This is a genomic window from Streptomyces sp. KPB2, from assembly GCF_003950055.1.
GTDB classification, from domain to species: domain Bacteria; phylum Actinomycetota; class Actinomycetes; order Streptomycetales; family Streptomycetaceae; genus Streptomyces; species Streptomyces salinarius.
Map to the genome: position 1 here is coordinate 4831720 of NZ_CP034353.1, position 14478 is coordinate 4846197.

13 protein-coding genes and 1 tRNA gene are annotated in these 14478 nt (G+C 70.3%); 2 read left to right on the top strand and 12 right to left on the bottom strand.

The features are described 5' to 3' along the window. Positions 1 to 12: 12 nt before the first annotated feature. From D1J63_RS21785 to D1J63_RS21795, 3 genes are read right to left on the bottom strand one after another with little or no spacing between them, the layout of a single operon-like run. Positions 13 to 1188 (bottom strand): CaiB/BaiF CoA-transferase family protein, encoded by a 1176-nt coding sequence (locus D1J63_RS21785; protein WP_125630984.1) that lies wholly within the window; start codon positions 1186 to 1188, stop codon positions 13 to 15. A gap of 21 nt (positions 1189 to 1209) precedes the next feature. Then, on the bottom strand, positions 1210 to 1887 hold the full coding sequence (locus tag D1J63_RS21790) for a TetR/AcrR family transcriptional regulator (RefSeq protein WP_102927246.1): 678 nt from the start codon (positions 1885 to 1887) through the stop codon (positions 1210 to 1212). Further along, on the bottom strand, positions 1884 to 2894 hold the full coding sequence (locus D1J63_RS21795) for a fatty acid desaturase (protein WP_102927245.1): 1011 nt from the start codon (positions 2892 to 2894) through the stop codon (positions 1884 to 1886). Before D1J63_RS21795 ends, D1J63_RS21790 begins: the two co-directional genes overlap by 4 nt. A gap of 291 nt (positions 2895 to 3185) precedes the next feature. Here D1J63_RS21795 and ppc point away from each other — a divergent pair, with 291 nt between their 5' ends. Next, positions 3186 to 5921, top strand: a complete 2736-nt coding sequence (ppc, locus tag D1J63_RS21800; RefSeq protein WP_125630986.1) for a phosphoenolpyruvate carboxylase — start codon at positions 3186 to 3188, stop codon at positions 5919 to 5921. Positions 5922 to 6010: 89 nt separating this feature from the next. On the opposite strand, the gene D1J63_RS21805 is transcribed toward ppc, so the two are convergent. The 7 genes from D1J63_RS21805 to D1J63_RS36780 form a co-directional block, all read right to left on the bottom strand. Continuing rightward, positions 6011 to 6517, bottom strand: coding sequence for a hypothetical protein (locus tag D1J63_RS21805; RefSeq protein ID WP_164712915.1), 507 nt, complete (start codon positions 6515 to 6517; stop codon positions 6011 to 6013). A gap of 64 nt (positions 6518 to 6581) precedes the next feature. After that, on the bottom strand, positions 6582 to 7184 hold the full coding sequence (gene pth, locus D1J63_RS21810; RefSeq protein WP_102929440.1) for an aminoacyl-tRNA hydrolase: 603 nt from the start codon (positions 7182 to 7184) through the stop codon (positions 6582 to 6584). Positions 7185 to 7301: 117 nt separating this feature from the next. After that, on the bottom strand, positions 7302 to 7898 hold the full coding sequence (locus tag D1J63_RS21815; protein ID WP_102929439.1) for a 50S ribosomal protein L25/general stress protein Ctc: 597 nt from the start codon (positions 7896 to 7898) through the stop codon (positions 7302 to 7304). A gap of 212 nt (positions 7899 to 8110) precedes the next feature. Beyond that, positions 8111 to 9085: a ribose-phosphate diphosphokinase gene (locus tag D1J63_RS21820; protein WP_061444301.1), complete on the bottom strand. Its 975-nt coding sequence runs from the start codon at positions 9083 to 9085 to the stop codon at positions 8111 to 8113. Positions 9086 to 9216: 131 nt separating this feature from the next. Next, entirely contained in the window at positions 9217 to 10665 is a 1449-nt protein-coding gene (glmU, locus tag D1J63_RS21825) for a bifunctional UDP-N-acetylglucosamine diphosphorylase/glucosamine-1-phosphate N-acetyltransferase GlmU (protein ID WP_125630988.1), read from the bottom strand. 112 nt (positions 10666 to 10777) lie between these two features. Continuing rightward, a tRNA-Gln gene (locus D1J63_RS21830) sits at positions 10778 to 10854 on the bottom strand. Positions 10855 to 10869: 15 nt separating this feature from the next. After that, positions 10870 to 11730, bottom strand: coding sequence for a hypothetical protein (locus tag D1J63_RS36780; RefSeq protein WP_164712916.1), 861 nt, complete (start codon positions 11728 to 11730; stop codon positions 10870 to 10872). A gap of 134 nt (positions 11731 to 11864) precedes the next feature. Between D1J63_RS36780 and D1J63_RS21845 the strand changes: the two genes are divergently transcribed. After that, the gene (locus D1J63_RS21845; RefSeq protein WP_125630990.1) at positions 11865 to 13184 is read left to right on the top strand and encodes a histidine kinase; all 1320 of its coding nucleotides are present in this window, start codon (positions 11865 to 11867) and stop codon (positions 13182 to 13184) included. A gap of 14 nt (positions 13185 to 13198) precedes the next feature. Here D1J63_RS21845 and D1J63_RS21850 read toward each other — a convergent pair whose 3' ends face one another. Both D1J63_RS21850 and D1J63_RS21855 read right to left on the bottom strand, forming a co-directional pair. Next, positions 13199 to 13693 (bottom strand): SUKH-3 domain-containing protein, encoded by a 495-nt coding sequence (locus tag D1J63_RS21850; protein WP_102929436.1) that lies wholly within the window; start codon positions 13691 to 13693, stop codon positions 13199 to 13201. Between the two features lie 68 nt (positions 13694 to 13761). After that, a complete protein-coding gene (locus tag D1J63_RS21855) occupies positions 13762 to 14292 on the bottom strand; it encodes a YwqJ-related putative deaminase (protein WP_102929435.1) in 531 nt (176 codons plus the stop codon). Between the last annotated feature and the right edge of the window lie 186 nt (positions 14293 to 14478).

The window sequence follows — 14478 nt, forward strand, 5'->3', positions numbered from 1 at the left end:
CCCCGGCCCGGCTCACACCACGCCGTCCGCGACGAGCGCGTCGATCTCCTCCTGCGACAGGCCGAGGCCGCCGAGGACCGCACGGGTGTGCTCGCCCAGCGCCGGGACCGCCTCCATCCGGGGCGCCCCACCGGTCGGGCCGGGCGGCGCCAGCGCCGGAACGGGACCGGCCGGCGTGGGCACCTCGTGCAGGCGTCCGCGCGCGGCCAGCTGAGGGTGCTCCCACACCTCGGCCAGCGTGTTGACCCGCGCATTGGCGACCGGCACCGCGTCGAGCAGCTCGATCGCCTCGGCCGCGGTCAGCTCCGCGAACCGGGCCGCGATCAGCGCGCCCAGCTCCTCCCGGTGCGCGTTGCGGTCCGCGTTGGTCGCGTAGTGCGGATGCCCGGCCAGCTCCGGGCGGCCCAGGAAACCCGCGCAGAAGCCGCGCCACTCGCGCTCGTTCTGCACCGCCGTCATCACGACCTTCCCGTCGCCCGCCGTGAACGGTCCGTACGGGTAGATCGTCGCGTGCGCCGCGCCCGCCCGCGGTGGCGGCTCGCCTCCGTCGAAGGAGTAGTACAGCGGGAAGCCCAGCCACTCCACCGTGGCCTCCAGCATCGACACGTCCAGGTGCGTGCCCCGGCCCGTCCGCCCCCGCTCCAGCAGCGCGCCCAGGATCGAGCTGTACGCGTACATCCCGGCGGCGATGTCCGACACCGGGATGCCCACCTTCGCCGTCTCCTCCGGCGTGCCCGTGACCGACAGCAGCCCCGCCTCGGACTGCACCAGCAGGTCGTACGCCTTGCGGTCCGCGTAGGGGCCCGGCGTGCCGTAGCCGGAGATGTCGCACACGATCAGCCCCGGATGCGCCGCCCGCAGCTCCGCGGCGCCCAGACCCGCCCGGGCCGCCGCGCCCGGTGCCAGGTTCTGCAGGAAGACGTCGGCGTCCCCGATCAGCCGGCGCAGCAGCGCGAGGCCCCGCGGATCCTTGAAGTCCAGGGTGAGGGACTCCTTGTTGCGGTTGACCCACACGAAGTGCGAACTCAGACCCCGCACCCGGGTGTCGTACGCCCGCGCGAAGTCCCCCGTCCCCGGGCGCTCCACCTTGATCACCCGCGCGCCGAGATCCGCGAGCTGACGGCTGGCGTAGGGAGCGGCGATCGCCTGCTCCAGCGAGACGACCGTGACGCCGCGCAGTGGCTGCATGTGTTCCGCCCCTCGCGGCCGCTAGCTCTTGCGGTGCCCGATCAGCCGCGGCTTCGGTTCCAGGCCGTCCAAGCCGTGCCACGCCAGGTTCACCAGGTGCGCCGCCACCTCCGCCTTCTTCGGGCGCCGCACGTCCAGCCACCACTGACCGGTCAGCGCCACCATGCCCACCAGCGCCTGCGCGTACAGCGGGGCCAGCTTCGCGTCGAAGCCGCGGTTCTTGAACTCGCGGCCCAGGATGTCCTCCACCTGGGTGGCGATGTCCGAGATGAGCGAGGCGAAGGAACCCGTCGACTGCGGGATGGGGGAGTCACGGACCAGGATGCGGAAACCGTCCGTGTACTCCTCGATGTAGTCCAGGAGCGCGAAGGCCGCCTGCTCGCACAGCTCCCGCGGATGCCCCGCCGTCAGCGAGCCGGTCACCATGTCCAGCAGCCGCCGCATCTCACGGTCCACGACCACCGCGTACAGCCCCTCCTTGCCGCCGAAGTGCTCGTACACCACCGGCTTGGACACCCCGGCCTTCGCCGCGATCTCCTCCACCGACGTGCCCTCGAAACCCTTCGCCGCGAAGAGGGTGCGGCCGATCTCCAGCAGCTGCTGGCGGCGCTCGGCACCGGTCATCCGGGTGCGACGCGCTCGCCGCGGCTTCTCGTTGCTTGGGGTGCTGCTGGAGTCGGTCGCCACGGCGTCAATCATGCCGCCTTCGCCGTCTCCTTCCGGCGGCGGGCGCCGTCTTGATCCGTGTTGCGGCGCGAATCGATACGCGAGCGTGACGGCCAGCGCACGTCGTACGCCCACCCCAGCCGCTCGAACCAGCGGATCAGCCGGGCGGAGGAGTCCAGCTGCCCGCGCATCACACCGTGCCGCGCCGACGTCGGGTCCGCGTGGTGCAGGTTGTGCCAGGACTCACCGCAGGAGAGCACCGCCAGCCACCACACGTTGCCCGAACGGTCCCGGGACTTGAACGGGCGCTTGCCCACCGCGTGGCAGATCGAGTTGATCGACCACGTCACGTGGTGCAGCAACGCCACCCGCACGAGTGAACCCCAGAAGAACCCGGTGAACGCCCCCCACCAGGACATCGTGACCAGCCCGCCGATCAGCGCCGGCAGCGCCAGGGACACCACCGTCCACAGGATGAACTGGCGGGAGATCGCCCGCAGCGCCGGGTCCTTGATCAGATCCGGGGCGTACTTGTCCTGCGGCGTCTGCTCCTCGTCGAACATCCACGCGATGTGCGCCCACCACAGGCCCTTGATCAGGGCCGGTACCGTCTCGCCGTACCGCCACGGCGAATGCGGGTCGCCCTCGTCGTCGGAGAACTTGTGGTGCTTGCGGTGGTCGGCCACCCAGCGCACCAGCGGCCCCTCGACCGCCATCGACCCCGCGATCGCCAACGCGATCTTCAACGGCCGCTTCGCCTTGAAGGAACCATGGGTGAAGTGACGGTGGAAGCCGATGGTGATGCCGTGGCAGCCCAGGAAGTAGAAGAAGACCAGCAGCCCCAGGTCCAGCCAGCTCACGCCCCACCCCCACGCCAGCGGCACCGCCGCCACCAGCGCGAGGAACGGAACGGTGATGAACAGCAGCAGCGTGATCTGCTCGATCGACCGCTTCTGCTCACCACCCAGCGTGGCGGAGGACGCCGCGGCGGCATCGGCCGGCTGCGGAGCGTCTGGGATCACATCGGAACTCGTGGTCATGCGCGTCCCCTGTGGGGTCGAGGGTGGGTCCGGTGCCGGGCTCCGGAAACCTGCACGGTTTTCCTACGGTTCCGTAACCTACGGCGACGTAAGTATGGCAGTGCGTGGCCGCGCGGCAAGAGCCCCAGAGCCTGCGCGTCCCGACCGACACCTATCCTGGAAGCCGGTCGGACAGCGCGGTCCGCTCTGATTACTTCCCGGACGTCCGGCCCGGTAAGCGGCGCCCGCCGCGCGAGACGGCCGTCCGGGTTCCCTCCCAGACGAGCTTCAACACTGCAAGGAGCCGCACCTGTGAGCAGTGCCGACGACCAGACCACCACGACGACCAGCAGCGAGCTGCGCGCCGACATCCGCCGACTGGGTGATCTCCTCGGCGAGACCCTCGTCCGGCAGGAGGGCCCCGAGCTGCTGGAACTCGTCGAGAAGGTACGCCGACTCACCCGCGAGGACGGCGAGGCCGCCGCCGAACTGCTGCGCGGTACCGAACTGGAGACCGCCGCCAAGCTCGTCCGCGCCTTCTCCACCTACTTCCACCTCGCCAACGTCACCGAGCAGGTCCACCGCGGCCGCGAACTCGGCGCCAAGCGCGCCGCCGAGGGCGGACTGCTCGCCCGCACCGCCGACCGGCTCAAGGACGCCGACCCCGAGCACCTGCGCGAAACGGTCCGCCACCTCAACGTGCGCCCCGTCTTCACCGCGCACCCCACCGAGGCCGCCCGCCGCTCCGTCCTCAACAAGCTGCGCCGCATCGCCGCCCTCCTGGACACCCCGGTCAACGAGTCCGACCGGCGCCGCCTCGACACCCGCCTCGCCGAGAACATCGACCTCGTCTGGCAGACCGACGAACTGCGCGTCGTCCGCCCCGAGCCCGCCGACGAGGCCCGCAACGCCATCTACTACCTCGACGAGCTGCACGCGGGCGCCGTCGGCGACGTCCTGGAGGACCTGACCGCCGAGCTGGAGCGCGCCGGAGTCAAGCTCCCGGACGACACCCGCCCCCTCACCTTCGGCACCTGGATCGGCGGCGACCGCGACGGCAACCCCAACGTCACCCCCCAGGTGACCTGGGACGTCCTCATCCTCCAGCACGAACACGGCATCAACGACGCCCTGGAGATGATCGACGAACTGCGCGGCTTCCTCTCCAACTCCATCCGCTACGCGGGCGCGACCGAGGAACTGCTGACCTCCCTCCGGGCCGACATCGAGCGGCTCCCCGAGATCAGCCCCCGCTACAAGCGCCTCAACGCCGAGGAGCCCTACCGGCTCAAGGCCACCTGCATCCGGCAGAAGCTGGAGAACACCAAGCAGCGCCTCGCCAAGGGCACCCCCCACGAAGAGGGCCGCGACTACCTCGGCACCGCCCAGCTCATCGACGACCTGCGCATCGTCCAGACCTCGCTGCGCGAGCACCGCGGCGGCCTCTTCGCCGACGGCCGCCTCGCCCGCACCATCCGCACCCTGGCCGCCTTCGGCCTCCAGCTCGCCACCATGGACGTCCGCGAACACGCCGACGCCCACCACCACGCCCTCGGCCAGCTCTTCGACCGGCTCGGCGAGGAATCCTGGCGCTACGCCGACATGCCCCGCGAGTACCGCACCAAGCTCCTCGCCAAGGAACTGCGCTCCCGCAGGCCGCTCGCCCCCACCCCGGCCCCCGTCGACGCGCCCGGCGAGAAGACCCTCGGCGTCTTCCAGACCGTCCGCCGCGCCCTGGAGGTCTTCGGCCCCGAGGTCATCGAGTCCTACATCATCTCCATGTGCCAGGGCGCCGACGACGTCTTCGCCGCGACCGTGCTGGCCCGCGAGGCCGGGCTGATCGACCTGCACGCCGGCTGGGCCAAGATCGGCATCGTGCCGCTCCTGGAGACCACCGAGGAGCTCAAGGCCGCCGACACCATCCTCGAAGACCTCCTCGCCGACCCCTCCTACCGGCGCCTGGTCGCCCTGCGCGGCGACGTCCAGGAGGTCATGCTCGGCTACTCCGACTCCTCCAAGTTCGGCGGCATCACCACCAGCCAGTGGGAGATCCACCGCGCCCAGCGCCGCCTGCGCGACGTCGCCCACCGCTACGGCGTACGGCTGCGCCTCTTCCACGGCCGCGGCGGCACCGTCGGCCGCGGCGGCGGCCCCACCCACGACGCCATCCTCGCCCAGCCCTGGGGCACCCTGGAGGGCGAGATCAAGGTCACCGAGCAGGGCGAGGTCATCTCCGACAAGTACCTCATCCCGGCCCTCGCCCGGGAGAACCTGGAGCTGACCGTCGCGGCCACCCTCCAGGCCTCCGCCCTGCACACCGCGCCCCGCCAGTCCGACGAGGCGCTGGCCCGCTGGGACGCCGCCATGGACGTCGTCTCCGACGCCGCCCACACCGCCTACCGGGGGCTCGTCGAGGACCCCGACCTGCCGGCCTACTTCCTGGCCTCCACGCCGGTCGACCAGCTCGCCGACCTGCACCTGGGCTCCCGGCCCTCCCGCCGTCCCGGCTCCGGCGTCTCGCTCGACGGACTGCGCGCCATCCCGTGGGTGTTCGGCTGGACCCAGTCCCGCCAGATCGTCCCCGGCTGGTACGGCGTCGGCTCCGGCCTCAAGGCCCTGCGCGAGGCCGGCCTGGACACCGTCCTGGACGAGATGCACCAGCAGTGGCACTTCTTCCGCAACTTCATCTCCAACGTCGAGATGACCCTCGCCAAGACCGACCTGCGCATCGCCCAGCACTACGTCGACACCCTCGTCCCCGACGAGCTCAAGCACGTCTTCGACGCCATCAAGGCCGAGCACGAGCTCACCGTCGCCGAGGTCCTGCGCGTCACCGGCGAGAGTGAACTGCTGGACGCCGACCCGGTCCTCAAGCAGACCTTCACCATCCGCGACGCCTACCTCGACCCCATCTCCTACCTCCAGGTCGCCCTCCTGGGCCGCCAGCGAGAGGCAGCCGCCGCGAACACCGACCCGGACCCCCTCCTCGCCCGAGCCCTCCTCCTCACGGTCAACGGCGTGGCAGCGGGCCTCCGCAACACGGGCTGACGCCCCCGCAGCCTGCGGGCAGACGTGAAAACACCGGTGCCCCGAGCTCGTACAGAGCCCGGGGCACCCTCACGTCGTACGGAAACAACTCACACCGCGAAGAACGCCGCAGTCAGCAGCGCAACCCCCACCCCCGCCATCCCCCAAGCCACCCGAGTCCGCCGCAGCCCGCCCGCGACCACCACCGACGCCAGCAGCAACGCCCCACCCAAGGGCACCCACGCGTACAGAATCCCCGCCGGCCCCGACCGCACCGCGTCCCCGCTTCCGGGCTTCAGGACCACGCTGTACGTCCGCCCCTTCGCCACCGCGACCGAGTCCTCGATCACGACCCGCTCCCGCGCCTGCGACCCCGCCGACACCGGCGAGTACGGCCCACTGCACACCCCGCCCCCGCACCGCGTCACCCGGACCGTGCCCTGTTCCCGCCCCTTGGTCAGCAGCACGTGCTGCGCCGTACCCCACGACGCCCACACCCCCGCGATCAGAATCAGCGCCGTGACCGTCCCCATCGCCGCGACCCGGCCGAAGGTCAACAGAGCGGAGGACGCGGACGACGCCTGACGGGCACGAGCGGCGGCGGCAGAGGCAGGCATGGCCGGGATCATTGGCCATGCCTGCACGCCCGGTCAACTCACCCGCGCACCATCGACGGACAAGTCAGGAGTTGTACGCGCTCTGCGCCCGCTCCAGACCCTCGATCACCAGAGCCTCCACCGCGTCGGCCGCGCGGTCGACGAAGTAGTCCAGCTCCTTGCGCTCCGCCGACGAGAAGTCCCGCAGCACGAAGTCCGCCACCGGCATCCGCCCCGGCGGCCGGCCGATCCCGAACCGCACCCGGTGATAGTCCGCACCCAGCGACTTCGTGATCGACTTCAGCCCGTTGTGCCCGTTGTCCCCGCCGCCCAGCTTCAGCCGCAGCACGCCGTAGTCGATGTCCAGCTCGTCGTGCACCGCCACGACATTGCCGACCGGCACCTTGTAGAAGTCCCGCAGCGCCGTCACCGGGCCGCCGGACACGTTCATGTACGACATCGGCTTGGCCAGGATCACCCGCCGGTTGGCGGGCCCCGGCGGACCGATCCGCCCCTCCACCACCTGCGCCTGCGCCTTGCCGTGCCGCTTGAACCGCGCCCCCATCCGCTCCGCCAGCAGATCCGCCACCATGAAACCGACGTTGTGCCGGTTCGCGGCGTACTCGGGGCCCGGATTGCCCAGGCCGGCCACCAGCCAGGGGGCCCCCGCGTCCGTCGTCACGTCCATGTCTCCTTCGTGTCCCCAGAACCCGTCCGTACCCGTCCGCACCGTCCACACATACGCGTCGGCCGCTGCCCCGGACGGGAACAGCGGCCGACCACACGATGACCGTGGCGGAGAGGATCAGGCCTCGGCGGCCTCTTCGCCCTCGCCCTCGCCCTCGGCCGGGGCCTCCTCGGCCTGCGCGGCCAGGACCTGCAGCACGACGGTGTCGCCGTCCACGTCCAGCTTCACGCCGGACGGCAGCGCGATGTCCTTGGCGTGGATCGAGGCACCGGCCTCCAGACCCGCCACCGACACGGTGACCTGCTCCGGGATGTGCGTGGCCTCGGCCTCGACCGGCAGCGCGTCCAGGACGTACTCCAGCAGGTAGCCGCCGGGGGCCAGCTCACCCTCGGCCTGCACCGGGATCTCGACCGACACGGTCTCGCCGCGCTTCACCAGCTGCAGGTCGACGTGCTCCAGGAAACCCTTGATCGGGTCACGCTGCACGGACTTCGGGATCGCCAGCTCGTTGGTCTTGCCGTCGATGTCCAGCGCGATCAGCACGTTCGACGTACGCAGCGCCAGCAGCAGCTCGTGACCCGGCAGGGTCAGGTGCAGCGGGTCGGAACCGTGACCGTACAGAACACCGGGAACCTTGTTGTCACGGCGGATACGACGCGCGGCACCCTTGCCGAACTCGGTGCGCGTCTCGGCGGCGAGCTTCACCTCGGACATGATCACTCCTCGTGGAAATCAGGAACGGACGTGGTCACCCGGCCACGAACGGCCTGCTACGAAGAGCGCGTCGATAACGGAGCGCCACACCCGCGAACACGGGTACGGCCTCCCTCGCCGAGCAACTTCAGCAGTCTACTCGGAGAGGAAGGCCGTACCCAAAACGATCAACAGGCGGTACCGAAGCCTGCAGAACGGTTACTGCAGAACACTCACTGCTCGTCGAACAGGCTCGTCACCGAACCGTCCTCGAACACCTCACGCACCGCACGCGCGATCGTCGGAGCGATCGACAGCACCGTGATCTTGTCCAGCTCCAGCTCGTTCGGCGTCGGCAGCGTGTTCGTGAACACGAACTCGCTCACCTTCGAGTTCTTCAGCCGGTCCGCCGCCGGACCCGACAGCACACCGTGCGTCGCCGTCACGATGACGTCCTCCGCACCGTGCGCGAACAGCGCGTCCGCCGCCGCACAGATCGTGCCACCCGTGTCGATCATGTCGTCGACCAGGACGCAGATGCGCCCCTTCACATCACCCACGACCTCGTGCACCGTGACCTGATTCGCCACGTCCTTGTCACGCCGCTTGTGCACGATCGCCAGCGGAGCACCCAGACGGTCGCACCAACGGTCCGCCACCCGCACCCGGCCCGCGTCCGGCGACACCACCGTCAGCTTCGAACGGTCCACCTTCGCACCCACGTAGTCCGCCAGCAGCGGCAGCGCGAACAGGTGGTCCACCGGGCCGTCGAAGAAACCCTGGATCTGGTCCGTGTGCAGATCCACGGCCAGAATCCGGTCCGCACCCGCGGTCTTCATCAGGTCCGCGATCAGACGCGCCGAGATCGGTTCACGTCCACGGTGCTTCTTGTCCTGCCGCGCGTAACCGTAGAACGGCACGATGACGGTGATCGAGCGGGCCGACGCACGCTTCAACGCGTCGATCATGATCAACTGCTCCATGACCCACTTGTTGATCGGAGCCGTGTGGCTCTGGATCAGGAAGCAGTCCGCACCACGCGCCGACTCCTGATACCGCACATAGATCTCACCGTTCGCGAAGTCGAAGGCCTTCGTCGGGACGACCCCGACACCCAGCTGCTGGGCGACCTCCTCGGCAAGCTCGGGGTGTGCGCGGCCGGAGAAGAACATCATCTTCTTCTCGCCGGTCGTCTTGATCCCGGTCACAGCACTTTCTCCTCAGAGGTTCGCAGCTGAGCGACATGGGCGCTCTCCCGCTGGCCGCGGGGGCGTCTCAGCTGGTGGGGTGCGGATGTGCACTTATCACGGTACGCCGTGTTCGACGCACCGGTTTCCGGTCAGTCCTCGCCGTCCGCCTCACGGGACACCGCCTCGGCCGCCTTCGCCGCCGCGCTCCCCGGACGCTTCCGGGCCACCCAACCCTCGATATTCCGCTGCTGGCCACGGGCCACGGCCAGCGAACCGGGCGGCACGTCCTTCGTGATCACCGAGCCGGCGGCGGTGTAGGCACCGTCCCCAACCGTGACAGGAGCCACAAACATGTTGTCCGAACCCGTACGGCAGTGCGAGCCGATCGTCGTGTGGTGCTTGTCCTGCCCGTCGTAGTTCACGAACACGCTCGCGGCACCGATGTTCGTGAAGTCACCGATCGTCGCGTCACCCATGTAGGAGAGGTGCGGAACCTTCGTCCCCTCACCGATCGACGCGTTCTTCGCCTCCACGAACGTACCGATCTTCGACTTCGGGCCCAGCCGCGTGCCCGGCCGCAGATACGCGTACGGCCCGACGGAGGCCTGCGGTCCGACGTGAGCGCTGTAGGCGACGGTGTTGTCCACCCGTGCGCCGGCGTCCACCCGCGTGTCCGTGAGCCGGGTGTTCGGCCCGACCTCGCAGCCCTCGGCGAGATGCGTGGCGCCGTGCAGCTGCGTACCCGGGTGAACGACCACGTCCTGCTCGAACGTCACCGTCACGTCCACCCACGTCGTCGCCGGGTCCACCACGGTCACGCCGGCCAGCATGGCCCCGGTCAGCAGCCGGTCGTTGAGAATGCGGCGGGCCTCGGCCAGTTGCACACGGTTGTTGATCCCCGCGATCTCCCGGTGGTCCCCGGCCACGGACGCGCCGACCCGGTGCCCCGCCTCGCGCAGGATCCCCAGCACGTCCGTGAGGTACTCCTCGCCCTGGCTGTTGTCCGTCCGCACCTTGCCCAGGGCGTCCGCGAGCAGCTGCCCGTCGAAGGCGAACACACCCGAGTTGATCTCCCGGATCGCCCGCTGCGACTCCGAGGCGTCCTTGTGCTCCACGATCGCCGTCACGGCACCCGAGGCCCCGTCCCGCACGATCCGCCCGTACCCCGTCGCGTCCGGCACCTCGGCCGTCAGCACCGTCACGGCGTTCCCGTCGGCGGTGTGGGTGGCGGCGAGGGCCTTGAGCGTCTCGCCGGTCAGCAGCGGAGTGTCGCCGCAGACCACGACCACGGTCCCGTCCACGGCGCCGCCCAGCGCCTCCAGACCCATCCGCACGGCGTGCCCGGTGCCGTTCTGCTGCTCCTGGACGGCGGTGCGTACGTCGGGGGCGACCTCGGCGAGATGCGCGGTGACCTTCTCGCGGGCGTGCCCGACGACGGCGACCAGGTTCTCGGGGTCCAGCTCTCCGGCGGCGGCGAGCACGTGCCCGACGAGGGACCGGCCGCACAGCTCGTGCAGGACCTTGGGTGTGGCCGACTTCATACGGGTGCCCTCACCCGCTGCGAGAACGACGACGGCTGCCGGGCGAATGGCGCTCACGGGATGCCCTTCGGCTTTGAGGGGGTGGGGGTGGACATCCGCAGGATACCGGGGTGGTTTGTGGGGGACATGAGTGCGGGCCCTGACTGTGGAGTCAGGGCCCGCTTGGGAGCTCCCGGGGCAGGAGTCGAACCTGCGTCTTACCTGGATTCAAAGTCCAGTCGCCCCTACCGACAGAGCAACCCGGGAATGCCGGGAGTCAGCCTACGGCGTCCGCTGTTCGGCTGCCAATACCAGCCCGGACCATGCCCCTTCGATGCGGCGGTACAACTCGGCGCCCTTCAAGACCTTGATCACCAGGCAGCCCCGGTAGGAGTCGCCAACGTTCTTGCGCACCGTCTTGGGGTTGTGCCGCTTGAGTGTCGTCTTGTTGAAGGCGCTCCGATCGACGCTGACGAGCTCGGCCCAGAACTGCTCCGCGCCCGCCACGTCGGCGTTCTCGTGGATCACGACCGTGAACCGGAGGCGCTCACGTTCGATTCCGAGCAGGTTGAGCCAGGCCAGAAAGAGCTTGATCATGCCCGGGTCGCTGTTGACGAAGACGACGTTCTCGCGGCGGTCGTACGGCTTGTCTTTTCCTCCCTCTGCCCAGTACAGGCCTACGCCCACCAGGAAGAGTTCGCGGGCCGACAGGTCGCCGACGGCCAGCTTGGCCTCCTCCTTGGTGCGTTGTCGCTCCTCGTCCTGAGCGCTACGAAGACGCGCGAGCCCGGCCCGCATCAGCGTCTGCTGCTCTTGCGGTGTGTATCGGGGTTCGGGTTTCGGCAGGTCCCGCACCCACAACGACACCGAGCTCCTGGAGCAGCCCAGTTCGGCCTCGATCTGGTCGTACGTCCACCCTCGACGGCGTAGTTCGCGTGCCCGATCTCGCAGGTCGTCCTTCGCGCGCGGCCGCTTGGTCCACTCCGGCGGCGGCTCACCCTTCACCAGTCGGCTGAGGATGTCGTTGTTGAAGACCTTCAGCTCGTCGCGGATCTGTCGAAGGCTGTAGCCGGCCCGCCGCAGCGCCACCGCCCGCTCCCGCAGCTCTTCGAAGTCCGCGTACTTGTTCTGTGAACGTGCCATGGGCATACCGTCCGGCCGGAATCTTCGCCTCCGGAGGGAAACGGTCCAGGGTTCACCAGTTCGAGGGATATCGCGTCGTATCGTTTGTCGAAAGTCACCGGAAAAGGGGCGGTCGGCGCCCGTAGGCTGGAGGCATGACCACGACGGGGGAAGACCACGTACCGGCCCGGGGTGGGCCTTGGTGGTGGGACAGGCGGCGCGGTGCGGTGCTCGATGTGAGCCTCGGTGTCGTGTCCGCGCTGGAGTGTGCGGCGGAGGGGGTTCCGTTCGCGCGGGACGCCGGGATTCCGACCGCGGCGGGGGTGCTGTTCGGGCTGTTGGCCGGTTCGGTGCTGGTGGTGCGGCGGAAGTGGCCGATCGCGGTGGTGCTGGTGGCGCTCGCCATCACGCCGGCCGAGATGGGCTTCCTGATGGGCGTCGTCGGCCTGTACACGCTGGCGGCCTCGGAGCTGCCGCGGCGGATCATCGGGGCGCTGGCCGGGATGACGTTCCTGGGGACCCTGGTCGTGACGTTCGTGCGGCTGGGGCAGGACATGACGCGGGACGGCCTGGAGCTGGGGGACTGGTTCCTTCCGTTCGCGTCGATCGCGACGTCCCTGGGGATGACCGCGCCGCCGTTGCTGCTGGGTCTGTACGTGGGACAGCGGCGTCGGCTGATGGAGAGCCTGCGGGAGCGGGCGGACAGTCTCGAGCGCGAGCTGCAGTTGCTCGCCGAGCGGGCGGAGGAGCGCGCGGAGTGGGCGCGGGGTGAGGAGCGGACCCGGATCGCGCGGGAGATGCACGACGTGGTGGCGCACCGGGTGAGTCTGATGGTGGTGCACGCGGCGGCGTTGCAGGCGGTGGCGCGGAAGGACCCGGAGAAGGCGGTGAAGAACGCGGCCCTGGTGGGGGACATGGGGCGGCAGGCGCTGACGGAGTTGCGGGAGATGCTCGGTGTGCTGCGCAGCGGTGGGGAGGGCGCGCGTGCGGAGCGGGCGTCGGTGCCGTTGGCGGCGGTGGGGGTGGCTGCCGCGGCGGCGGCGTCGCGGGCGGCGGGGGACGGGGAGTCGTCGTCGGACGGGCCGTGTCTGTCGGAGCTGGACGAGTTGATCGGGCAGTCGGAGGCGGCCGGGATGGTCGTGAATCTGTCCGTGGAGGGGGAGCAGCGCGCGTATGCGGCGGAGGTGGAGTCGACGGCGTTCCGGGTGGTGCAGGAGGCGTTGACGAACGTGCACAAGCATGCGGCGGGCGCGAAGACGCATGTGCGGTTGGCGCATCGGGTGTCGGAGATCGCGATGCAGGTGGAGAACGAGCCGCCGCCGGAGTTGTCGGGTGAGGCGTCGGCGCGGTTGCCGTCGGGGGGCAATGGGCTGGTGGGGATGAGGGAGCGGGTGGCCGCTCTGGGGGGTGTGTTCGTGTCGGGGCCGACGGATGCGGGCGGTTTCCGGGTGTCGGCGGTGATTCCGGCCTCGTAGGCGTGGGCCGGCCGTCAGTGCGCGGTGAGGCGGGTGGGCTGGGTGCCGGCGACGAGGGTGGCGAGGGCGGTGTCGATGGTGGGGCCGAGGTACCAGTCGCCGGTGTGGTCGAGGGCGTAGACGCGGCCTTCGGTGTCGATGGCGATGAGGGCCTGGCTGTCGGTTTCGGTGCCGAGGGGGCAGGTGTGGGTGCCGAGGGCGCGGCCGAGGTCGCCGAGGGTGCGGGCCATGTGGAGGCCGTGGAGGGGGTCGAGGTGGAGGGTGGCGGGGGCGATCTGGCGGCCCGGTCCGGTGGGGGTGATGTGGAGTCCGCCGAATTCGGCCCAGGCTTCGACGGCGGCGGGGAAGACGGTGTGGCGGTGTCCTGCGGGTGAGGTGTGTTCGCGCAGGGTGTCGGCCCAGATCTCGGCCTGCTTGATGTCCCAGCGTCCGGGTTGCCAGCCGGCGTCGCGGAGTGCGGCGTCGACGGGGACGGGGAAGCGGGTGGTGGAGGTGCGGTCGGCTTGCATCTGCCCTGGTTCGTTTCGTCGGCTGGTGCGGCGGGGTCGGTCGGTGGTGTGGGTGCCGGTCAGTCGTCTCAGTCGTCGTTCGTCGTGGGGTCGACGACGCGGACGCCGAAGTGGGCGGTGAGGGCGGTGCAGGCGCGGCAGGGTGCGGCGAAGGCGCCGTGGAGGGGGTCGCCGTCCTCGCGGATGCGGCGGGTGGTGAGTTTGGCGTGTTTGAGCGCTTTGCGGGCTTCGCCGTTGGTCATGGGTTTGCGTGCGGCGCGTTTGCTGCGGGCGGCGTCGGCGGTGGCGAGGTGTCGTGAGATGAGGATGGTCTCGGCGCAGCGTCCGGTGTAACGGTCTCGTTGGCCGCTGGTGAGGGTGTCGAGGAAGTCCTGGACGAGGTGGTGCAGGGCGGGTGGCGTGTCGGCGCGGGTGGCGGTGCCGGTGAGGGTGGTGCCGCGTACGGAGAGGGCGGCGGCGACGGTGGGGAGTATGCCGTCGCGGCGGTGCCGGAGGGTGGGGGCCTGGGTGGTGTCGGTGCTGCTCCAGCCGATGCGGGGGTCGCCGCCGCGGCGGTCGTCGGACCGCCCGGTGTCGGGTCCCGTCTGTGTCGCAGTCATGATCGTTTCCCCTCCTGAGCATCCCCCCGGAGGTCACAGGGTGCCAAATCCCGTGGCTGCTGCGGAAGCTGGGGCGTGGCGACACGCCCGGGTATGGGCGGTGTGTCACGGGAGGGTGACGGCTGGTCACGGAGGCGGGGGTGCGGGGGCGGGGTGCGGGGTCCGGTGCCGGTGACCCCTCTGGCG